At 59.7% G+C, this 22,468-nt stretch carries 14 protein-coding genes; 10 read left to right on the plus strand and 4 right to left on the minus strand.

Annotation, left to right across the window (positions count from 1 at the left end):
• Positions 1 to 40: 40 nt before the first annotated feature.
• A complete protein-coding gene (gene udk, locus FHC48_RS11020; protein WP_008500855.1) occupies positions 41 to 682 on the minus strand; it encodes a uridine kinase in 642 nt (213 codons plus the stop codon).
• Between the two features lie 346 nt (positions 683 to 1,028).
• On the opposite strand from udk, the gene FHC48_RS11025 reads away from it, so the two are divergent.
• Positions 1,029 to 4,358, plus strand: a complete 3,330-nt coding sequence (locus FHC48_RS11025; protein ID WP_008500856.1) for a diguanylate cyclase — start codon at positions 1,029 to 1,031, stop codon at positions 4,356 to 4,358.
• On the opposite strand, the gene alkA is transcribed toward FHC48_RS11025, so the two are convergent.
• Positions 4,317 to 5,195, minus strand: a complete 879-nt coding sequence (alkA, locus tag FHC48_RS11030; RefSeq protein WP_023325633.1) for a DNA-3-methyladenine glycosylase 2 — start codon at positions 5,193 to 5,195, stop codon at positions 4,317 to 4,319. The genes FHC48_RS11025 and alkA overlap by 42 nt on opposite strands.
• Before the next feature lie 130 nt (positions 5,196 to 5,325).
• Between alkA and yegD the strand changes: the two genes are divergently transcribed.
• The 8 genes from yegD (at position 5,326) to yegQ (ending at position 19,414) form a co-directional block, all read left to right on the plus strand.
• Positions 5,326 to 6,678, plus strand: a complete 1,353-nt coding sequence (gene yegD, locus FHC48_RS11035) for a molecular chaperone (protein WP_119312165.1) — start codon at positions 5,326 to 5,328, stop codon at positions 6,676 to 6,678.
• Between the two features lie 268 nt (positions 6,679 to 6,946).
• Positions 6,947 to 8,149 carry an MdtA/MuxA family multidrug efflux RND transporter periplasmic adaptor subunit gene (locus FHC48_RS11040; RefSeq protein ID WP_220418755.1) on the plus strand — a complete coding sequence of 401 codons (1,203 nt, stop codon included), beginning with the start codon at positions 6,947 to 6,949 and terminating at the stop codon, positions 8,147 to 8,149.
• On the plus strand, positions 8,149 to 11,271 hold the full coding sequence (locus FHC48_RS11045; RefSeq protein ID WP_119312167.1) for an MdtB/MuxB family multidrug efflux RND transporter permease subunit: 3,123 nt from the start codon (positions 8,149 to 8,151) through the stop codon (positions 11,269 to 11,271). The genes FHC48_RS11040 and FHC48_RS11045 overlap by 1 nt, the downstream gene beginning before the upstream one ends.
• Positions 11,272 to 14,349, plus strand: a complete 3,078-nt coding sequence (gene mdtC / locus FHC48_RS11050) for a multidrug efflux RND transporter permease subunit MdtC (RefSeq protein ID WP_119312168.1) — start codon at positions 11,272 to 11,274, stop codon at positions 14,347 to 14,349.
• The gene (locus tag FHC48_RS11055) at positions 14,350 to 15,765 is read left to right on the plus strand and encodes an MFS transporter (RefSeq protein WP_119312169.1); all 1,416 of its coding nucleotides are present in this window, start codon (positions 14,350 to 14,352) and stop codon (positions 15,763 to 15,765) included.
• Positions 15,762 to 17,165 carry a two-component system sensor histidine kinase BaeS gene (gene baeS, locus FHC48_RS11060; protein ID WP_021241469.1) on the plus strand — a complete coding sequence of 468 codons (1,404 nt, stop codon included), beginning with the start codon at positions 15,762 to 15,764 and terminating at the stop codon, positions 17,163 to 17,165. The genes FHC48_RS11055 and baeS overlap by 4 nt, the downstream gene beginning before the upstream one ends.
• Positions 17,162 to 17,884, plus strand: coding sequence for a two-component system response regulator BaeR (gene baeR / locus FHC48_RS11065; protein ID WP_119312170.1), 723 nt, complete (start codon positions 17,162 to 17,164; stop codon positions 17,882 to 17,884). Before baeS ends, baeR begins: the two co-directional genes overlap by 4 nt.
• Positions 17,885 to 18,052: 168 nt before the next feature.
• Positions 18,053 to 19,414, plus strand: a complete 1,362-nt coding sequence (yegQ, locus tag FHC48_RS11070; RefSeq protein WP_008500866.1) for a tRNA 5-hydroxyuridine modification protein YegQ — start codon at positions 18,053 to 18,055, stop codon at positions 19,412 to 19,414.
• 162 nt (positions 19,415 to 19,576) lie between these two features.
• Here the strand turns inward: yegQ and FHC48_RS11075 are convergent, their stop codons facing one another.
• Positions 19,577 to 20,077 (minus strand): DUF523 domain-containing protein, encoded by a 501-nt coding sequence (locus FHC48_RS11075; protein ID WP_119312171.1) that lies wholly within the window; start codon positions 20,075 to 20,077, stop codon positions 19,577 to 19,579.
• 141 nt (positions 20,078 to 20,218) lie between these two features.
• Between FHC48_RS11075 and yegS the strand changes: the two genes are divergently transcribed.
• Complete coding sequence (gene yegS, locus FHC48_RS11080; RefSeq protein WP_119312172.1) at positions 20,219 to 21,118, plus strand: lipid kinase YegS; 900 nt, start codon at positions 20,219 to 20,221, stop codon at positions 21,116 to 21,118.
• A gap of 53 nt (positions 21,119 to 21,171) precedes the next feature.
• Here the strand turns inward: yegS and fbaB are convergent, their stop codons facing one another.
• Positions 21,172 to 22,224 (minus strand): class I fructose-bisphosphate aldolase, encoded by a 1,053-nt coding sequence (gene fbaB / locus FHC48_RS11085; RefSeq protein ID WP_008500869.1) that lies wholly within the window; start codon positions 22,222 to 22,224, stop codon positions 21,172 to 21,174.
• Positions 22,225 to 22,468: the final 244 nt, after the last annotated feature.

Raw genomic sequence — 22,468 nt, forward strand, 5'->3', positions numbered from 1 at the left:
AAAACCAGGTTATCTCTGAACGGTACACAATTCACGCGGCTTATTCAAAAAACTGGCTGATTTTCGCTTTTAAGATATCGATCGCGATGCGGTTTTTACCCCCGCGCGGCACGATGATATCGGCGTATTGTTTGGAGGGCTCAATAAACTGCAGGAACATCGGGCGGACCGTTTTCTGGTATTGCGCCATCACGGAGTCCATTGAGCGGCCGCGTTCATTAACGTCACGCTTGATGCGGCGCATCAGGCAAATATCCAGCGGGGTATCGACGAAAATCGAGAAGTTCATGGATTCACGCAGGCGGGCGTCGGTCAGCAGCAGGATGCCTTCAAGGATAATGACCTTTTTCGGCTCGATGCGGATCGTTTCCTGGGTGCGGGTATGTTCTACGTAACTGTAAACGGGCAGTTCGATCGCCTGGCCGCTCTTAAGCGCTTCTAAATGCTGGAACAGCAGGCTGTGATCCATCGCATTAGGGTGGTCATAGTTCGTTTTAACGCGCTCTTCCATCGACAGATGGGATTGATCTTTGTAATAGCTGTCTTCGGGAATGACGCCGATATGCTCATCACCTACTTGTTCACGCAGTTCGCGATAAAGCGTACTGGCAATTAGACTTTTACCTGAAGCCGATGCGCCGGCGATGCCTATAATGACGCACTGATGAGACTTATCAGTCATAAATTTAGCGACCTGATTAACCTGGATGTAAAGGAAGGACGACGCCGGAGCGTCAAACGCGGCAATTATAGGGATTTCGCGGGCGTGATACCAGTCGAATACTCAGGTTCTGCGAGACTGACCGAAAACTGGCGAGTTATTCCCTGAATGAAATTTAAATGCGCATTTTTTCGCCGCTTACCCGTTTTTTTTCACGGAGTAAGTATTTAATAAGTCTGTGTTGTCAAATTCTGAGCGGTCACCATATGAATTGTAAATTGTTTGTACTAGCATAAACCAAATTATCAAATTCACGCGTTCGGACATCTTCTTCCCTGACGGCATGGCGTCTCTGGATAAAGCGGTAATGAATAAACAATACCAGCGGGTTTTGGTGACCACCCCACATCCTTTATTACGACTTGTCTGTCTGGGCCTGGTCACCTTTATCTTTACCTTATTTTCGCTGGAGCTCACCCGCTTCGGCACCCTGCTGGCCCCGCTCTGGTTTCCCACCGCCATTATGATGGTGGCGTTTTACCGCCATGCCGGAAAAATGTGGCCGGGCATTGCCCTGGCCTGTTCGTTCGGCAATATTCTGGCCTCATGGATGCTGTTCTCCTGGGGGTCGGTCAGCCTCATCTACCCTGCGGTCAACGTCATTGAGGCCGTTATCGGCGCGCTGTTCCTGCGTAAATGGCTCCCGTGGTACAACCCGCTGCAGAATCTGAACGACTGGATCCGCGTGGCCATCGGCAGCGCGCTGGTGCCGCCACTGATGGGCGGCATTCTGGTGTCTCTGCTGGCACCCGGCTCTGAGCCCCTGCGTAATTTCTTCGTCTGGGTGTTGTCAGAAGCCATTGGCGCGCTGGCGCTGGTGCCACTGGGGCTGTTATTTAAGCCGCATTATCTGCTGCGCCACCGTGACCCGCGATTGCTGCTGGAAACGCTGACCACGCTGGCCGTGACGTTAGCCCTCAGTTGGGCAGCCATCACCTGGCTGCCGTGGCCCTTCACCTGCGTGATCGTTCTGCTGATGTGGAGCGCCGTGCGCCTGCCGCGGATGGAAGCGTTCATGGTGTTTCTGGTCACCGTGATGGTGGTGTCGCTGATGATTGCCCGCAATCCTCTGGCGCTGACCACCCAGCACGCCGGGCCGATGCTGAACGCCCCCTGGCTGCCGTTCCTGATGCTGCTCCTGCCCGCTAACGTGATGACCATGGTGATGTACGCCTTCCGCGCCGAACGCAAACACATCACCGAAAGCGAAGAGCGCTTTCGTAACGCGATGGAATATTCCGCCATCGGCATGGCGCTGGTCAGCATTGAAGGCAAATGGCTTCAGGCTAACAAGGCGCTGTGCAATTTCCTCGGCTACAGCCAGACGGAGCTTCAGTCGCTGACCTTCCAGCAGCTCACCTGGCCAGAAGATCTGAATACCGACCTCGAGCAGCTCGAACAGCTGGTCAACGGCGAGATCAATACCTACTCCCTCGAAAAGCGCTATTACACCCGCGACGGGGAAGTGGTCTGGGCGCTTCTTGCCGTCTCCGTGGTGCGTCATGCCGACGGCTCGCCGCTCTATTTTATTGCCCAGATTGAAGACATTAACGATCTGAAGCAGACCGAGTGGGTCAATAAGCGCCTGATGGAGCGCATTACGCTGGCTAACGAAGCCGGGGGCATCGGCATCTGGGAATGGGATCTGGAACCCGACATTATCAGCTGGGATAAGCGGATGTTTGAGCTCTATGAAATACCGCCGCACATCAAGCCCACCTGGCAGCTCTGGCACGACACGATGCTGCCGGAGGATCGCGTCCACGCCGAGCAGGTGCTGCGGGACTCCCTGATTTCCCGTCTGCCGTTTAAGCTGGAATTCCGCATCCGCGTGAAGGAAGGCGTGCGTCATATTCGCTCCCTGGCGAACCGGGTGCTCAATAAGCAGGGGGAAGTTGAACGGCTGCTCGGCATCAACATGGACATGACCGAGGTTAAGCAGCTTAACGAGGCCCTCTTCCAGGAAAAAGAGCGTCTGCACATTACCCTCGACTCCATCGGTGAAGCGGTGCTGTGCACCGATATCAACATGAACGTCACCTTTATGAACCCGGTCGCGGAGAAAATGAGCGGCTGGCTGCAGACCGAGGCTATCGGCCAGCCGATCCTGAAGGTGTTACACATTACCTTCGGTGAAAAAGGGCCGCTGATGGAGAATATTCACAGCGGCGATATGTCCCGTTCCGATATCGATCAGGATGTGGTGCTGAACTGCCGTACCGGCGGCAATTATGATATCCACTACAGCATTACGCCGCTCAGCACGCTGGATGGACAGAATATTGGCTCGGTGATCGTCATTCAGGACGTCACCGAGTCGCGCAAAATGCTGCGCCAGCTAAGCTACAGCGCCTCCCACGATGCCCTGACCCATCTGGCAAACCGGGTCAGCTTCGAAAACCATCTCAAACGGCTCTTGCAGACCGTTCGCGAAACGCGCCAGCGCCATGCCCTGGTGTTTATCGACCTCGATCGCTTCAAAGCCGTCAACGACACGGCTGGCCACGCCGCGGGTGATGCCCTGCTGCGGGAACTGGCTTCCCTGATGTTGACCATGCTCCGCTCCAGCGACGTGCTGGCGCGTCTGGGCGGGGACGAGTTCGGGTTACTGTTACCGGACTGCAACCTGGAAAGCGCGCGCTATATCGCCGGTCGCCTGATTCATGCCATCAACGACTATCACTTTATGTGGGAAGGCCGCCTGCACCGGATCGGCGCCAGCGCCGGCATCACGCTGATTGATGAAAATAACCATCAGGCGTCGGAAATCATGTCGCAGGCGGACATTGCCTGTTACGCCTCAAAAAACAGCGGGCGCGGCATGGTGACGGTGTATGAACCCCAGCAGGAGCGGGATCACCACACGCGCAGCATGATGTCGCTTGATGAACAGTGGCACATGATTAAAGACAATCATCTGATGATGATTGCCCGCAGCGTCGCCTCCCCGCGCATCCCGGAGAGCAGTAATTTCTGGCTGCTGTCGTTACGCCTGTGGACCAGCCAGGGCGAAGTTCAGGAAGAGCATGCCTTCCGCTCGGGTCTGGCCGAGCCTGAGCTTCTGCACGCCCTCGACAGACGGATCTTTAGCGAATTTTTCCGCACCTATGCCACCCAGATCGCCAGTAAAGGCATGGGCGTGGCGCTGCCGCTCTCGGAGGCCGGTTTAGCCAGCGTGACGCTGGTCGATGAACTGCTCGATCTGCTGGATAAAAGCCCGATGCCGGGCCGTCTGCTGCATCTGGTTATCTCTGCCGATGTGGTGTGCAACCCGGATAAGAACCTGCATCGGGGTCTGCAAAAGCTTCGCCAGGCGGGCTGCCGCGTGATCTTCAGCCAGGTGGGACGCGACATGAACGTCTTTACCCACCTGACCGCGAATATGGCCGACTATCTGATGCTGGATGCAGAGGTGGTAACCAACGTGTATGGCAATCTGATGGATGAGATGATGGTGACCATTGTTCAGGGCCACGCCCAGCGTGTGGGAATGAAAACTATCGCGGGCCCCTGTAACCAGCCCATCATGATGGATACGCTCTCCGGCATCGGCATCGATTTTATCTTTGGTGACACCATCGCCGAGCCGCAGCCATTAGATCTTCTGCTCAACACCAGCTATTTCGCCATCAACTGACGGTGCCCAGCCGTCGGTATACCAGATGTGCAGCAGCGCGTAGGAGCGCCACGGCTTCCAGCGTTCGGCATAACGACGAATTTGCGCGGGCGTCATTCCGGCGAAGCGCTGTTTAATCAGGTAATCATCCGGCAGAAACACATCTTTCGCCTGCCAGCCGCGCAGGGCCAGATAATTTGCCGTCCAGCGCCCTATCCCCGGCCGCTGCTGTAACGCCTTCATCCCCTCTTCTGTATTCGCGGGCGGGGAAAGCGGAAACGTTCCGTCGATAACCGACTGCGCCAGATGAATCAGCGACTCCGCGCGCTTTAGCGGCATACCCAACGCCTTCAGCGCCAGCGGGTCCGCTGCCGCCAGCGCCTGGGGCGTGGGGAAGCAGAGATAGCCCGGACAATCCGCCACCGGTTCGCCACAGAGCGCCACCACGCGTGACGCCAGCTTCGCCGCCATCGCCACGCTCACCAGCTGCCCGAGGATCGCCCGGACGCCCTGCTCGTACGCATCCACCGCCCCCGGTAAACGCAAGCCTGGCCTTGCAGCACCGAGTTCGCCCAGCGTTTCTGCTATTTGCTGCGGGTTACAGCGGAGATCGCACAGGCGTTCGATGCGTTCAAGACACGCCTGCGCAACCGGAATTAACCCCGGGCTGAGCGTCACGCTCAGCGTATGGCTGGCAATATCCGGCGTCACGCGGAAAATCCCCTGATGCCCCTCGCAGGCAAAACTGCGCTCATAGTAATCGCTGGTGACGGTTTCAATGCCCGTTACCGCGCGCGCGCCAAGAAAACCAAACATCCACTGCCAGTCATAAGGGGGAAGCCAGGTGAGGGTATACATCGTTGCTCCTTTTTTAGTGTTATCAGCATAAACGTAAAGACCCTGTTTTGCCTTGCTTTCATATTCCTGTTGTCGCCATGCAGACATTTCGTTAAAGTCTCGCCCCTTCTCACCGGCATGGGGATTCATCGTGTTTATTGGATTTGACTACGGTACGGCAAACTGCTCGGTTGCGATTATGCAAGACGGGCAGCCACGGCTCCTGAAGATGGAAAAAGAGAGCACGCTGCTGCCGTCAATGCTCTGCGCACCGACGCGTGAAGCGGTGAGCGAGTGGCTGTTTCGCCACCATCAGGTTCCGGCCACGGCGGCGGAGACCCAGGCGCTGCTGCGCCGGGCGGTCAGCTTTAACCGCGAGGAAGATATCGACGTTACGCCCTCCAGCGTGCAGTTCGGCCTCTCCTCGCTCGGGCACTACATTGAAGACCCCGAAGAGGTCTACTTCGTTAAGTCGCCAAAATCCTTCCTCGGCGCCAGCGGCCTGAAGCCGCAGCAGGTCGCGCTGTTCGAAGACCTGGTGTGCGCGATGATGCTGCATATTCGCCAGCAGGCGCAGACGCAGGTCTCCGATGCGATTACCCAGGCGGTGATTGGCCGCCCGATCAACTTCCAGGGGCTGGGCGGCGACGAGGCCAACCAGCAGGCGCAGGGGATCCTGGAGCGCGCGGCGCACCGCGCCGGCTTCCGCGACGTGGTATTCCAGTATGAGCCGGTTGCCGCAGGGCTGGACTTCGAAGCCACTCTGACGGAAGAGAAGCGCGTGCTGGTCGTGGACATCGGCGGGGGCACGACGGACTGCTCGCTGCTGCTGATGGGGCCGCAGTGGCATCGCCGTCGCGATCGTGAAAACAGCCTGCTCGGGCACAGCGGCTGCCGCGTGGGCGGTAACGATCTGGATATCGCCCTGGCCTTCAAGAGCCTGATGCCGCTGCTCGGCATGGGGGGGCAAACCGAAAAAGGCATCGCCCTGCCGATCCTGCCGTGGTGGAACGCGATTGCCATCAACGACGTGCCTGCGCAGAGTGATTTTTACAGCACCGCCAACGGCCGCTTCCTTAACGATCTGGTGCGCGATGCCCAGGACGGCGAAAAGGTCGCCCTGCTCTATAAAGTGTGGCGTCAGCGTCTGAGCTACCGCGTGGTGCGTACGGCGGAAGAGAGCAAAATCGCCCTGTCCGACCGCGCTGAACATGCGGTCTCCCTGCCGTTTATCAGTGACGAACTGGTCACTGCCATTTCGCAGGACGGGCTGGAGACGGCGCTTGCCCAGCCGCTACAGCGCATTCTGGAACAGGTGCAGCTCGCGCTGGAGAACGGCAAAGAGAAGCCGGACGTGATTTACCTGACCGGCGGTAGCGCTCGTTCACCGCTGATCAAGAAAGCGCTGGCCGAACAGCTGCCGGGAATACCTATCGCGGGTGGCGATGACTTTGGTTCCGTTACCGCTGGTCTGGCGCGCTGGGCGCAGGTGATGTTTAGCTAGTGCGGTTGTGCCGGGTGGCGGCTTCGCCTTACCCGGCCTACAAAACGTATGTTGTTGTAGTGCGGTCTGGTGCCCTCTCCCACAAAACACCAAAAACGGCAACATCCGTTGCCGTTCGCATTTACCTTGTAGGCCGGGTAAGCGAAGGGTCACCCGGCAACACTCAGACAATTCCCGACAGTCTTCCATATTTCCTCCATTTTTCCGCTATGTTGCCTGACTAAACTAGTATCATTCCCCGAAGTATTCAGGATGAGAACGTATAACGATGAAAGGCAGTAACAAATCCCGCTGGGCAATAGCCGCTGGCATCATTGTGGTGGCCCTTGCCGCCGCCTGGTACTGGCACAGTCAATCCGCGAACACCGCCGCACCGGCCGGCGCCACCAGCCAGGTCCAGCGCCCAACGGGTGGAGGTCGTCACGGCATGCGCGGTGGCGCGCTGGCGCCGGTTCAGGCGGCGACGGCGGTGAATAGAGCCGTTCCTCGCTATCTCACCGGTCTCGGGACCATTACCGCTGCCAACACCGCCACGGTGCGCAGCCGCGTCGACGGCCAGCTCATCGCGATCCACTTCCAGGAAGGTCAGCAGGTCAAAGCGGGCGATCTGCTGGCGGAAATCGACCCGAGCCAGTTTAAGGTCGCCCTTGCCCAGGCGCAGGGACAGCTCGCGAAAGACAACGCGACCCTCGCCAACGCCCGGCGCGATTTAGCCCGCTACCAGCAGCTGGTGAAAACAAACCTGGTGTCCCGTCAGGAGCTGGATACCCAGCAGTCGCTGGTCAGTGAAACGCAGGGCACGATCAAAGCCGACGAAGCCGCGGTGGCCAGCGCCCAGCTGCAGCTGGACTGGAGCCGCATCACCGCGCCGATTGACGGACGCGTCGGCCTGAAGCAGGTCGATATCGGCAACCAAATCTCCAGCGGCGACACCACGGGCATCGTGGTGATCACCCAGACCCACCCGATTGATTTAGTCTTTACCCTGCCGGAAAGCGATATCGCGACCGTCATGCAGGCGCAAAAAGCCGGTAAAGGCCTGGTGGTGGAAGCCTGGGACCGCACCAACAAGCAGAAGCTGAGTGAAGGGTCTCTGCTCAGTCTGGATAACCAGATCGACACCACCACCGGCACCATCAAGCTGAAGGCGCGCTTTAATAACCAGGACGATGCCCTCTTCCCGAACCAGTTCGTCAATGCACGTATGCTGGTCGCGACCGAAGAGAACGCGGTGGTGATCCCCACCGCAGCGCTGCAGATGGGTAATGAAGGCAACTTTGTCTGGGTGCTTAACAGCGACAATAAGGTCAGCAAGCACCTCGTAAAAACCGGAATTCAGGACAGCCAGACGGTGGTCATCAGCGCCGGGCTTTCCGCAGGCGACCGCGTGGTCACCGACGGCATTGACCGTCTGACCGAAGGCGCCAAAGTGGAAGTGGTGGAACCGGCGAAACAGGGAGCGACCTCCTGATGCAGGTGCTGCCGCCGGGCTCCACAGGTGGGCCGTCACGCCTGTTTATCCTCCGTCCTGTCGCCACCACGCTGCTGATGGTGGCGATCCTGCTCGCCGGGATTATCGGCTATCGCTTTCTGCCCGTCTCGGCGCTGCCCGAGGTGGACTATCCCACCATTCAGGTGGTGACGCTCTATCCCGGCGCCAGCCCGGATGTTGTCACCTCCGCCATTACCGCCCCGTTGGAGCGTCAGTTCGGCCAGATGTCGGGGCTAAAACAGATGTCCTCCCAGAGCTCCGGCGGCGCATCCGTCGTGACGCTGCAGTTCCAGCTGACGCTCTCGCTGGATGTCGCCGAGCAGGAGGTGCAGGCCGCCATCAACGCCGCCACCAACCTGCTGCCGTCAGACCTGCCTAACCCGCCGGTCTACAGCAAGGTGAACCCGGCGGATCCGCCGATCATGACGCTGGCCGTCACGTCCTCCGCCATGCCAATGACCCAGGTCGAAGACATGGTCGAAACGCGCGTGGCGCAGAAAATTTCTCAGGTCTCCGGCGTCGGCCTCGTCACCCTGGCGGGCGGACAGCGCCCGGCGGTGCGCGTCAAGCTTAACGCGCAGGCCATCGCCGCGCTGGGGCTCACCAGCGAGACCATCCGCAGCGCCATCAGCAATGCCAACGTCAACTCGGCGAAGGGCTCGCTGGACGGCCCAACCCGCGCCGTCACGCTCTCGGCGAACGACCAGATGCAGTCCGCCGACGAATATCGTCAGCTGATTATCGCCTACCAGAACGGCGCGCCGGTGCGTCTGGGCGACGTGGCGACCGTAGAACAAGGCGCGGAAAACAGCTGGCTGGGAGCCTGGGCCAACAGGCAGCAGGCGATCGTGATGAACGTGCAGCGCCAGCCGGGCGCAAACATCATCGAAACCGCCGACAGCATCCGTACCATGCTGCCGCAGCTGATCGAAAGCCTGCCGAAGTCGGTCAGCGTGAAGGTGCTTTCAGACCGTACCACCAACATTCGCGCGTCGGTCACCGACACCCAGTTTGAGCTGATGCTGGCGATTGCGCTGGTGGTGATGATCATTTATCTGTTCCTGCGCAACGTTCCGGCTACCATTATTCCCGCCGTCGCCGTACCGCTCTCGCTGGTCGGCACCTTTGCGGTGATGGTGTTCCTCGATTTTTCGATCAACAACCTGACGCTGATGGCGCTCACCATCGCCACCGGGTTCGTGGTGGATGACGCCATCGTCGTCATCGAGAACATCTCGCGCTATATCGAGAAAGGTGAAAAACCGCTGGCCGCCGCGCTGAAAGGCGCAGGAGAAATCGGCTTTACCATTATCTCGCTGACCTTCTCGCTGATTGCGGTGCTGATCCCGCTGCTGTTTATGGGCGATATCGTCGGGCGTCTGTTCCGCGAGTTTGCCGTGACGCTGGCGGTCGCCATTCTGATCTCCGCCGTGGTGTCGCTGACCCTGACGCCGATGATGTGCGCCCGCATGCTGAGCCATGCGTCGCTGCGCAAGCAAAACCGCTTCTCGCGCGCCTCCGAGCGCATGTTCGAGCGCATTATTGCCGCCTACGGTCGCGTGCTGGCGAAAGTCCTCAACCACCCGTGGGCGACGCTCGGCGTGGCGCTCGGCACCCTGGCGCTCAGCGTGATGCTGTGGATTTTCATTCCGAAAGGCTTCTTCCCCATCCAGGACAACGGCATTATTCAGGGCACGCTTCAGGCCCCGCAGTCAGTCTCCTTCGCCAATATGGCCCAGCGCCAGCAGCAGGTGTCTGAGATTATCATGAAAGATCCGGCGGTCGAGAGCCTGACCTCCTACGTGGGCGTCGACGGCACCAACCCGTCGCTTAACAGCGCGCGTCTGCAGATCAACCTCAAGCCGCTGGATGAGCGTGACGATCGCGTCAACGCCGTCATTGAGCGGCTGCAAAGCGCCGTCGCCCGCGTGCCGGGCGTTGAGCTGTACCTGCAGCCGATTCAGGATTTGACTATCGATACCCAGATCAGCCGCACGCAGTACCAGTTCACGCTGCAGGCCACCTCGCTGGACGCGCTCAGCACCTGGGTGCCGCAGCTGGTGGATAAACTCAAAACCCTGCCGCAGCTCGCCGACGTCAGCAGCGACTGGCAGGACAAAGGGCTGGCGGCGTATGTGAACGTCAACCGCGACGCCGCCAGCCGTCTGGGCATCACCATGGCGGACGTGGATAACGCCCTGTACAACGCCTTCGGTCAGCGCCTGATCTCCACCATCTACACCCAGGCGAACCAGTACCGCGTGGTGCTGGAGCACAACACGGAGAACACGCCCGGCCTGGCGGGGCTGGACTCGGTGCGCCTGACCAGCAAAGACGGCGGCATAGTGCCGCTGAGCGCTATCGCCACAGTGGAAGAACGCTATACCCCCCTGTCGATTAACCATCTGGATCAGTTCCCGTCCACCACCATCTCCTTTAACGTGCCGGACAATTACTCTCTGGGTGAAGCGGTGGAGGCCATTCAGGCGGCTGAGAAAGATCTCAGCTTCCCGTCCGATATTCAGACCCAGTTCCAGGGCAGCACCCTGGCGTTCCAGGCCGCGCTGGGCAACACCATCTGGCTGATCGTGGCGGCGGTCGTGGCGATGTACATCGTGCTCGGCGTGCTGTACGAAAGCTTTATCCACCCGATCACCATCCTCTCTACCCTGCCGACGGCGGGCGTGGGGGCACTGCTGGCATTAATGCTGGCGGGCAGCGAGCTGGATGTGATTGCCATCATCGGCATCATCCTGCTCATCGGCATCGTGAAGAAAAACGCCATCATGATGATCGACTTCGCCCTGGCTGCCGAGCGCGAGCAGGGCATGTCGCCGCACGACGCGATTTTCCAGGCCTGCCTGCTGCGTTTTCGCCCCATCCTGATGACCACGCTGGCCGCCCTGCTGGGCGCGCTGCCGCTGATGCTCAGCACGGGCGTCGGCGCGGAGCTGCGCCGTCCGCTGGGTATCGGCATGGTCGGCGGTCTGCTGGTGAGCCAGGTGCTGACGCTGTTCACCACGCCGGTGATCTACCTACTGTTTGACCGCCTGGCGCTGTGGACCAAAAGCCGCTTCCCGAAACGTGAAGAGGAGGCATAAGTGAAGTTTTTCGCCCTCTTCATTTATCGCCCGGTGGCGACGATTCTCATCTCGCTCGCCATTACCCTCTGCGGCGTGCTGGGCTTCCGGCTGCTGCCGGTGGCCCCCCTGCCGCAGGTGGACTTCCCGGTGATCATGGTCAGCGCCTCGCTGCCGGGCGCCTCGCCGGAAACCATGGCCTCGTCCGTTGCCACGCCGCTGGAGCGTTCGCTCGGGCGAATTGCGGGGGTCAACGAGATGACCTCCAGCAGCTCGCTGGGCAGCACGCGCATTATTCTGGAGTTCAGCTTCGACCGGGATATCAACGGCGCGGCGCGCGACGTGCAGGCGGCCATCAATGCCGCACAGAGCCTGCTGCCGAGCGGGATGCCGAGCCGTCCGACCTACCGCAAGGCCAACCCGTCCGATGCGCCGATCATGATCCTGACGCTGACCTCGGATACGTACTCGCAGGGGCAGCTGTACGACTTTGCGTCCACCCAGCTGGCGCAGACCATCTCACAAATTAACGGCGTCGGGGACGTGAGCGTCGGCGGGAGTTCCCTGCCCGCGGTGCGCGTGGGGTTAAACCCGCAGGCGCTGTTCAACCAGGGCGTGTCGCTGGACGACGTGCGCTCCGCCATCAGCAACGCCAACGTGCGCAAACCGCAGGGGGCGATTGAGGACAACAGCCACCGCTGGCAGATCCACACCAACGACGAGCTGAAAACCGCGGCGGAATATCAGCCGCTCATCATCCACTATAACAACGGCGCGGCGGTGCGCTTAAGCGACGTGGCCAGCGTCACCGACTCGGTGCAGGACGTACGCAACGCCGGGATGACCAACGCCAAGCCGGCGATTCTGCTGATGATCCGCAAGCTGCCGGAGGCCAACATTATTGAGACGGTGAACAGCATTCGCGCCCGTCTCCCGGAGCTGCAGGAGACCATCCCGGCAGCAATCGATCTGCAAATTGCCCAGGATCGCTCCCCGACCATTCGCGCCTCGCTGGAAGAGGTGGAGCAAACGCTGGTGATTTCCGTCGCGCTGGTGATCCTGGTGGTGTTCCTGTTCCTGCGATCTGGCCGCGCGACGCTGATCCCGGCGGTGGCCGTGCCGGTCTCGCTGATCGGCACCTTTGCCGCCATGTATCTGTGCGGGTTTAGCCTCAACAACCTGTCGCTGATGGCCCTGACGATTGCCACCGGCTTCGTGGTGGATGACGCCATCGTGGTGCTGGAAAACATTTCCCGCCATCTGGAAGCGGGCGTGAAGCCGCTGCAGGCCGCGCTGCAGGGCACGCGCGAGGTGGGCTTTACGGTGCTCTCCATGAGCCTGTCGCTGGTCGCGGTCTTTCTGCCGCTGCTGCTGATGGGCGGGCTGCCGGGCAGGCTGCTGCGCGAGTTTGCCGTCACCCTCTCCGTCGCCATCGGCATTTCGCTGGTCATCTCCTTAACGCTGACGCCGATGATGTGCGGCTGGATGCTCAAGCGCAGCAAGCCGCACTCGCAGCCGCGCCGCAAAGGCTTTGGCCGCGTGCTGATGGCGATGCAGGAAGGCTACGGCAAATCGCTGAAGTGGGTGCTGAACCACACAAGGCTGGTCGGCCTGGTGCTGATCGGCACCATCGTGCTCAACGTGTGGCTGTATATTTCCATCCCGAAAACCTTTTTCCCGGAGCAGGATACCGGCGTGCTGATGGGCGGCATTCAGGCGGACCAGAGCATTTCCTTCCAGGCGATGCGCGGCAAGCTGCAGGACTTTATGAAGATCATTCGGGAAGACAAAGCCGTGGATAACGTCACTGGCTTTACCGGCGGGTCGCGCGTCAACAGCGGGATGATGTTTATTACCCTGAAACCGCGCGGCGAGCGCAACGAAACCGCCCAGCAGGTGATTGACCGCCTGCGGGTGAAGCTCGCCAAAGAGCCCGGAGCCAACCTGTTTTTGATGGCCGTTCAGGATATCCGCGTCGGCGGGCGACAGGCGAACGCCAGCTATCAGTACACGTTACTCTCGGACGACTTAGCCGCCCTGCGCGAGTGGGAGCCGAAGATCCGCAAGGCGCTGGCCGCCCTGCCCCAACTGGCGGACGTAAACTCCGATCAGCAGGACAACGGTGCCGAGATGGCCCTGACCTACGACCGTGAAACCATGTCGCGGCTGGGCATTAACGTTGAAGCCGCCAACAGCCTGCTGAACAACGCCTTTGGCCAGCGCGAGATCTCCACCATCTACCAGCCGATGAACCAGTACAAGGTGGTGATGGAAGTTGACCCGCGCTACACCCAGGACATCAGCGCCCTGGACAAAATGTTTGTCATCAACAACGACGGCAAGGCGATTCCGCTCTCGTACTTTGCCAGCTGGCAGCCTGCCAACGCGCCGCTGTCGGTGAACCATCAGGGGCTGTCGGCGGCGTCGACCATCTCCTTTAACCTGCCCGCCGGTTCGTCACTTTCCGAGGCCAGCGACGCGATCAACCGCGCGATGACCCAGCTTGGCGTGCCGTCCACCGTGCGCGGCAGCTTCGCCGGGACCGCGCAGGTATTCCAGGAGACGATGAACTCGCAGGTGATTTTAATTCTGGCCGCCATCGCCACGGTCTATATTGTGCTGGGCGTGCTGTATGAAAGCTACGTGCACCCGCTGACCATCCTCTCGACGCTGCCGTCAGCGGGCGTGGGGGCACTGCTGGCGCTGGAGCTGTTCGGCGCGCCGTTCAGCCTTATCGCACTCATCGGGATCATGCTGCTGATCGGCATCGTGAAGAAAAACGCCATCATGATGGTGGACTTCGCGCTGGACGCCCAGCGCAACGGCAACCTCTCGCCGCAAGAGGCCATCTTCCAGGCCTGCCTGCTGCGCTTTCGTCCGATTATGATGACCACCCTGGCGGCGCTGTTTGGCGCGCTGCCGCTGGTGATCTCGGGCGGCGACGGCTCAGAGCTGCGCCAGCCGCTGGGGATCACCATTGTCGGCGGCCTGGTGATGAGCCAGCTGCTGACGCTGTACACCACGCCGGTGGTCTATCTGTTCTTCGACCGCCTGCGGCTGCGCTTTTCACGTAAAAACAGAACTACGGTGACCGGATAAATGACAGAGCTTCCCAGCAACGTTCGCTGGCAATTATGGATAGTCGCCTTCGGCTTCTTTATGCAGTCGCTGGATACGACCATCGTCAACACCGCCCTCCCCTCCATGGCGAAAAGCCTCGGGGAGAGCCCGCTGCATATGCACATGGTGATTGTCTCCTACGTGCTGACGGTTGCCGTGATGCTGCCCGCCAGCGGCTGGCTGGCCGATAAGGTCGGCGTGCGGAATATCTTCTTTACCGCCATCGTGCTGTTTACCACCGGCTCGCTGTTTTGCGCGCAGGCCAACACCCTCGACCAGCTGGTCATGGCGCGCGTGCTGCAGGGCATCGGCGGGGCGATGATGGTGCCCGTCGGGCGACTAACGGTGATGAAGATTGTGCCGCGCGAGCAGTACATGGCGGCGATGACCTTTGTCACCCTGCCCGGTCAGGTGGGGCCGCTGCTTGGGCCTGCGCTGGGCGGTATGCTGGTGGAGTACGCCTCCTGGCACTGGATCTTCTTAATCAATCTTCCTGTTGGCATCATCGGCGCCATCGCCACCCTGACGCTGATGCCGAACTACAAAATGCAGACCCGGCGCTTTGATTTCTTCGGCTTTATTCTGCTGGCGGCGGGCATGGCCACGCTTACCCTGGCACTCGACGGGCAAAAGGGGCTGGGGATTTCCACCCTGATGCTCGGGTTGCTGGTGGTTATCGGCATTTCCACCATTGCAGGGTATTTGTGGCATGCTCGCGGGAATGACCAGGCGCTGTTCAGCCTGAACTTGTTTAAAAACCCTACCTACCGTCTCGGGCTGTTCGGCAGCTTTGCCGGACGCGTCGGCAGCGGCATGCTGCCGTTTATGACGCCCGTTTTTCTGCAAATTGGCATGGGCTTTTCGCCATTCCACGCGGGCCTGATGATGATCCCAATGGTGCTCGGCAGCATGGGGATGAAGCGCATGGTGGTGCAGGTGGTGAACCGCTTTGGCTACCGTCACGTGCTGGTGGCCGCCACGCTGGGGCTGGCGCTGGTCAGCCTGCTGTTTATGGCCGTGGCGCTGATGGGCTGGTACTACGTCCTGCCGCTGGTGCTGTTCTGCCAGGGGATCATCAACTCCATGCGCTTCTCGTCGATGAATACCCTGACGCTGAAGGACCTGCCTGACGATCTGGCGAGCAGCGGCAACAGCCTGCTGTCGATGATTATGCAGCTCTCCATGAGCGTGGGCGTGACGATCGCGGGGTTGCTGCTCGGCATGTACGGCCAGCACCATCTCAGCGTCGACACGCCGGTGGCGCATCAGGTCTTTATGTATACCTACCTCAGCATGGCGGTCATCATCGCCCTGCCCGCGTTCATCTTCGCCCGCGTGCCGGATGATACCAGCAAGAACGTCGTGATTAGGCGCGGCAAAAGGAGTGGCTCATGAAATTCTGGCGTCCGGGTATTACCGGCAAGCTCTTTCTGGCGATTTTTGCCACCTGTATCGTTTTGCTGATCACCATGCACTGGGCGGTGCGGGTCAGCTTTGAGCGCGGCTTTATTGATTACATCAAGCATGGCAATGAGCAGCGTTTGCAGGGCTTAAGCGATGCGCTGAGTGAACAGTACGCCCAGCACGGCAACTGGCGTTTTCTGCGCAATAACGACCGCTTTATTTTCCAGATTCTGCGCTCGCTGGAGCACGATACCGGTGATGACCGTCCGGGCCCGGGCATGCCGCCGCACGGCTGGCGCACCCAGTTCTGGGTGATCGACCAGGACATGCGCCCCCTGGTTGGCCCGCGCGCGCCGATACCGCCGGACGGCACCCGTCGGGCGATTAAAGTGAATAACGCGACCGTCGGCTGGGTTATCGCCTCGCCGGTGGAGCGCCTGACGCGCAACACCGACATCAACTTTGACCGCCAGCAGCGCCGGACCAGCTGGCTGATTGTCGCCCTCTCCACGCTGCTCGCCGCGCTCGCCACCTTCCCGCTGGCGCGCGGTCTGCTCGCCCCGGTGAAACGGCTGGTGGAGGGCACGCACAAGCTGGCCGCCGGGGATTTCACCACCCGCGTCGATACCCGCAGCCAGGACGAACTGGGCAAGCTGGCGCAGGACTTTAACCAGCTCGCCAGCACCCTGGAGAAGAACCAGCAGATGCGCCGCGACTTTATGGCCGACATTTCACACGAGCTGCGTACGCCGCTGGCGGTGCTGCGCGGCGAGCTCGAAGCCATTCAGGACGGCGTGCGCCAGTTTACGCCGGAATCGGTGGCTTCCCTGCAGGCGGAGGTGGGCACGCTCACCAAGCTGGTGGACGATCTCCACCAGCTCTCCATGTCCGACGAAGGCGCGCTGGCCTACCAGAAGGCGCCCGTAGACGTCATTAACGTGCTGGAAGTGGCAAGCGGCGCCTTCCGCGAGCGCTTTGCCAGCCGCAACCTGAAAATCGACCTCTCCCTGCCGGACAGCGCGGTGGTGTTTGGCGACAAAGATCGGCTGATGCAGCTGTTCAACAACCTGCTGGAAAACAGCCTGCGCTACACCGACAGCGGCGGCGGGCTGCATATCTCCGGCAGGCAGGACAACGGGCGCTTCGCCCTCACCTTCGCGGATTCCGCCCCCGGCGTGCAGGACGCGCAGCTGGAAAAACTGTTCGAGCGCTTTTACCGTACCGAAGGCTCCCGCAACCGCGCCAGCGGCGGCTCCGGCCTGGGGCTAGCGATTTGCGTTAACATCGTCGAGGCGCATAATGGCACGATCCGCGCCGCCCATTCGCCTTTTGGCGGGGTTAGCATTACAGTAGAGTTACCTCTGGAACGGGATTTATCGAGAGAAGTATGACCGAGTTACCGATTGACGAAAACACGCCGCGCATTTTGATCGTCGAAGACGAACCCAAGCTGGGACAGCTGCTGATCGACTATTTACGCGCGGCCAGCTATGCCCCGTCACTGATCGGCCACGGCGACCAGGTGCTGCCCTACGTGCGCCAGACCCCGCCGGACCTGATCCTGCTTGATTTAATGCTGCCAGGGATTGATGGGTTGACCCTGTGCCGGGAAATTCGTCGCTTCTCCGACGTACCGATCGTTATGGTCACCGCCAAAATTGAAGAGATTGACCGCCTGCTGGGGCTCGAAATCGGCGCTGACGATTATATCTGCAAACCCTACAGCCCGCGTGAAGTGGTCGCCCGCGTGAAAACCATTCTGCGCCGCTGCAGGCCGCAGCGCGAGCTTCAGGTGCTGGACGCCGAAAGCCCGCTGATTGTGGATGAAAGCCGCTTCCAGGCGAGCTGGCGCGGCAAGCTGCTGGACCTGACGCCTGCTGAGTTCCGCCTGCTGAAAACCCTCTCCCACGAGCCGGGAAAAGTCTTCTCCCGCGAACAGCTGCTGAACCACCTGTACGACGATTACCGCGTGGTGACCGACCGCACCATCGACAGCCACATCAAAAACCTGCGTCGCAAGCTGGAGGCGCTGGACGCCGAGCAGTCGTTTATCCGCGCGGTGTATGGCGTGGGGTATCGCTGGGAAGCGGATGCGTGCAGGATTGCCTAGTGAGCCGCTGGTCAATCCAGGCCGGGTAAGGCGAAGCCGCCACCCGGCACAATAACTTTACCTCCCTGCCCCGCAGCGCTACAATGCCCGCCCTTAATGTGGGGGATCTCCCCTTACCGCTGCACCAGGTGCACGCGGATCTGACCTGTCATCAGAACGAGAACAAACATGTTTAAACCGGAACTCCTTTCCCCGGCGGGAACGCTGCAAAATATGCGTTACGCTTTCGCCTATGGCGCCGACGCCGTGTATGCGGGCCAGCCGCGCTACTCGCTGCGCGTGCGTAATAACGAATTCAACCACGAGAACCTGCAGCTCGGCATCAACGAGGCGCACGCTCTGGGTAAAAAATTCTACGTGGTGGTCAACATCGCGCCGCACAACGCCAAGCTGAAAACGTTCATCCGTGACCTGAAGCCGGTGGTGGATATGGGGCCGGACGCGCTGATCATGTCGGACCCGGGTTTAATCATGCTGGTTCGGGAGAACTTCCCGGAGATGGATATTCACCTCTCCGTACAGGCTAACGCCGTCAACTGGGCGACGGTGAAGTTCTGGAAGCAGATGGGGCTGACCCGCGTCATCCTGTCCCGCGAGCTTTCGCTGGAAGAGATCGAAGAGATCCGCACCCAGGTGCCGGATATGGAAATCGAAATCTTCGTTCACGGCGCGCTGTGCATGGCCTACTCCGGCCGCTGCCTGCTCTCAGGCTATATCAACAAGCGCGACCCGAACCAGGGTACCTGCACCAACGCCTGCCGCTGGGAATATAACGTCCAGGAAGGCAAAGAGGACGACATCGGCAACATCGTCCACAAGCACGAGCCTATTCCGGTGACCAACGTCGAGCCTACGCTGGGCATCGGCGCACCAACCGACAGCGTGTTTATGATTGAAGAAGCCAAACGTCCGGGCGAGTACATGACCGCCTTTGAAGACGAGCACGGCACCTACATCATGAACTCGAAAGATCTGCGCGCCATCGCCCACGTCGAGCGCCTGACCCAGATGGGCGTGCACTCCCTGAAGATTGAAGGGCGCACCAAATCCTATTACTACTGCGCGCGTACCGCACAGGTGTACCGTAAAGCCATCGACGATGCGGCGGCCGGTAAACCGTTCGATACCAGCCTGCTGGAAACGCTGGAAGGCCTGGCGCACCGCGGCTATACCGAAGGCTTCCTGCGCCGTCATACCCACGACGACTACCAGAACTACGAGCACGGCTACTCCGTTTCCGAGCGCCAGCAGTTTGTCGGCGACTTCACCGGCGAGCGCAAAGGCGCGCTGGCGGCCGTTGCGGTGAAAAACAAATTCACCAAAGGCGACAGCCTGGAGCTGATGACCCCGCAGGGCAACATGAACTTCACGCTGGAGCATCTGGAAAACGGCAAAGGCGAAGCGATTGAGGTCGCGCCGGGCGACGGGCACACCGTCTGGCTGCCGGTTCCGGAAGAGGTGGAGCTGAAGTTCGCGCTGCTGATGCGTAACTTCAACGGTGAAAGCACACGTAATCCACACGGCAAATAGTCAATCAGGGAAATTTTTTCGCGCTGGGATAATTCTTAGAATCGGATCACATACCGCTTCGTTCAATACGGGTATTATCCCACGCGCTGAAAAACATAACCCATAAATGCTAGCTGTACCAGGAACCACCTCCTTAGCCTGCGTAATCTCCCTTACGCGGGCTTATTTTTTACCTTCTCTCTCCTCAACCCAGGCAATGAGTTCGTCGATTTGCTTTTCTGAGAACACGGCGATCCCATTCTCAGCGAGCAACGACGCCGCAACCCCCCTCCCCGCTTTCTGTATACCGCGAAACGATCCGTCATAAATAAACTCACTGCCGCACGTTGGGCTGCCATCGGTTAACAATGCAGCGCTACACCCCGACGCCTGAGCAGCGCGTAGCGCGAGCCAGGCTGCAAGCTGATAATGTTCGGTCACATCCTGCCCGGTATTTTCCATAATTCTGGCTTGCCCGTGCATCACGTCTTTGCCATCAGCGAATATAATCTCTGCCGGAGGACGCGGTACAGGCAGCCCGGCAGCCAATTCAGGGCAATGGATAACCAGACGTTGTTCCTGTTGCCAGCGAGCGAGTTGCTCGTTCATTCGCGCTTTTTCACTTCCGTTATAACGGACCCTGAAGCCCATCAGGCACGCGCTTACCAAAATTTTATTCATCATCACTTTCCTGTGATTACATTAATCTCATCGCTGAAGTGTAACGCGCTTTTGTGCCTGTTTTGTTCCTTTCATCCTGTTCTTACCCGCTTTTTCCCTCTCTGCTATACACTCTTACTAACGCTAAAAAAGGGAGCAGCGCGGATGGCAACCTATCCAGACAGTTTATTGATTCTCAACGGCAAAAGTGCAGGCAACGATCTGCTGCGTCAGGCCATTCAGGGTTTGCGTGACGACGGCGCGCGCATCCACGTAAGAGTAACATGGGAAAAAGGCGACGCGGCACGCTATATCAATGAAGCCCTCGGGCTTGGCGTTGAGACCATCATTTCCGGCGGCGGCGATGGCACCATCAATGAGATCGCGTCAGCGCTGATCGACCTGCCCCCGGCAGACCGCTCGGTGATGGGTATTTTACCGCTCGGCACCGCCAATGATTTTGCCACCAGCGCCGGGATCCCCGAGGCGTTAGAGAAAGCGCTTCAGCTGGCGATCCTCGGTAAAGCGACCGCGGTAGATATTGCGCAGGTGAATGACAAAACCTGCTTTATCAATATGGCCACCGGCGGGTTCGGCACGCGCATCACCAGCGAAACGCCGGAAAAACTCAAGGCGGCGCTGGGCGGCGTGTCGTATCTGATCCACGGTCTGATGCGCATGGATACCCTCAAGCCTGACCGCTGCGAAATTCGCGGCGAAGATTTCCAGTGGCAGGGCCACGCGCTGGTCATTGGCATTGGCAATGGGCGTCAGGCAGGCGGCGGGCAGCAGCTGTGCCCGGAGGCGCTGATCAATGACGGTCAGCTACAGCTGCGGATTTTCACGGGTGACGGCCTGCTGCCCGCGCTGTTTACCACGCTGACGCAGCCGGAAGAGAGTCCGAATATCATTGACGGGAAATCCGCATGGTTTGAGGTAAATGCTCCGCACGGGATGACCTTTAACCTCGACGGGGAACCGCTCAGCGGGACGCAGTTCCGCATTGAGGTGTTGCCCGGCGCGCTACAGTGTCGGTTGCCGCCAGACTGTGTGCTTTTGCGCTGATGGTATTGCCGGGTGGCGGCTACGCCTTACCCGGCCTACGCTTAGCCCTCAGGTCAGGCAATCGTGACTTTGCTGTCCAGATAGACGTCCTGCACCGCATTGATCAGCTTCACGCCGTCAGCCATCGATTTCTTAAACGCCTTACGGCCCAGGATCAGCCCCATGCCGCCCGCGCGCTTGTTGATAACCGCAGTACGCACCGCGTCTGACAGGTCAGTATCGCCGCCCGCCGCGCCACCGGAGTTAATCAGCCCTGCGCGGCCCATGTAGCAGTTCGCCAGCTGGTAGCGCACCAGGTCGATCGGGTTATCGCTGGTCAGCTTGCTGTAAACGCGGTCATCGGTGTAACCAAAGTTCACTGCCTTATAGCCGCCGTTATTCTCGGCCATTTTCTGCTTCACGATATCCGCGCCGATGGTCGCCGCCAGATGGTTCGCCTGGCCGGTAAGATCGGCCGACACGTGGTAATCCACGCCGTCTTTTTTGAACGCCGAGTTGCGCAGGTACGCCCACAGCACGGTCACCATACCCAGCTCGTGCGCGCGCTCAAACGCCGCAGAGATCTCTTCAATCTGACGACGAGACTGTTCTGAGCCGAAATAGATGGTCGCCCCAACGGCAACCGCCCCCATATTGAACGCCTGCTCGACGCTGGCATAGAGCGTCTGGTCATATTCGGTGGGGTAGCTCAGGGTTTCATTGTGGTTCAGCTTCACGAGGAACGGAATGCGGTGGGCATAGCGACGCGAGACGGAGGCCAGCACGCCGTAGGTGGACGCCACGCAGTTACAGCCCGCTTCAATCGCCAGCTCAACAATGTTCTTGGGATCGAAATAGAGCGGATTCGCCGCGAAGGAGGCGCCCGCCGAGTGCTCAACGCCCTGGTCTACCGGCAGAATAGAGAGATATCCGGTGCCGCCGAGCCGACCGGTGTTATAGAGCGTCTGCATATTTCTTAGCACGGCAGGCGGACGGTTGTTATCGACCATCACGCGGTCAACGTAGTCATGACCAGGCAGATACAGCTGGTCGGCTGGAATGGTCATACAACGATGCTGTAAAAGGCTGTCGGCGTCTTTGCCAAGCAACTGCGCAATATCAGTCATGTGATACTCCCGTAAGTTCGACGTCATGTCGGTGTGCGTTTATCCAGTCCCATCTTTTATGGGCAGACTAAGCCTGGTACCGACTTAACAGATTTTCCACCCTTTGCAATTTTTTTCAGCACAATCTGCTGGCTCGATTCGTGTACAACAAAACTGTTACATTGATCAAACAATCGCCACAAAGGTATTTAAAAGGTATTATTGAATGGTATGTTAAAGGCGTACCCTCTCTGACATGCAGGAT

This window comes from Enterobacter sp. EC_50 (assembly GCF_019584525.1).
GTDB classification, from domain to species: Bacteria; Pseudomonadota; Gammaproteobacteria; order Enterobacterales; family Enterobacteriaceae; genus Enterobacter; species Enterobacter roggenkampii.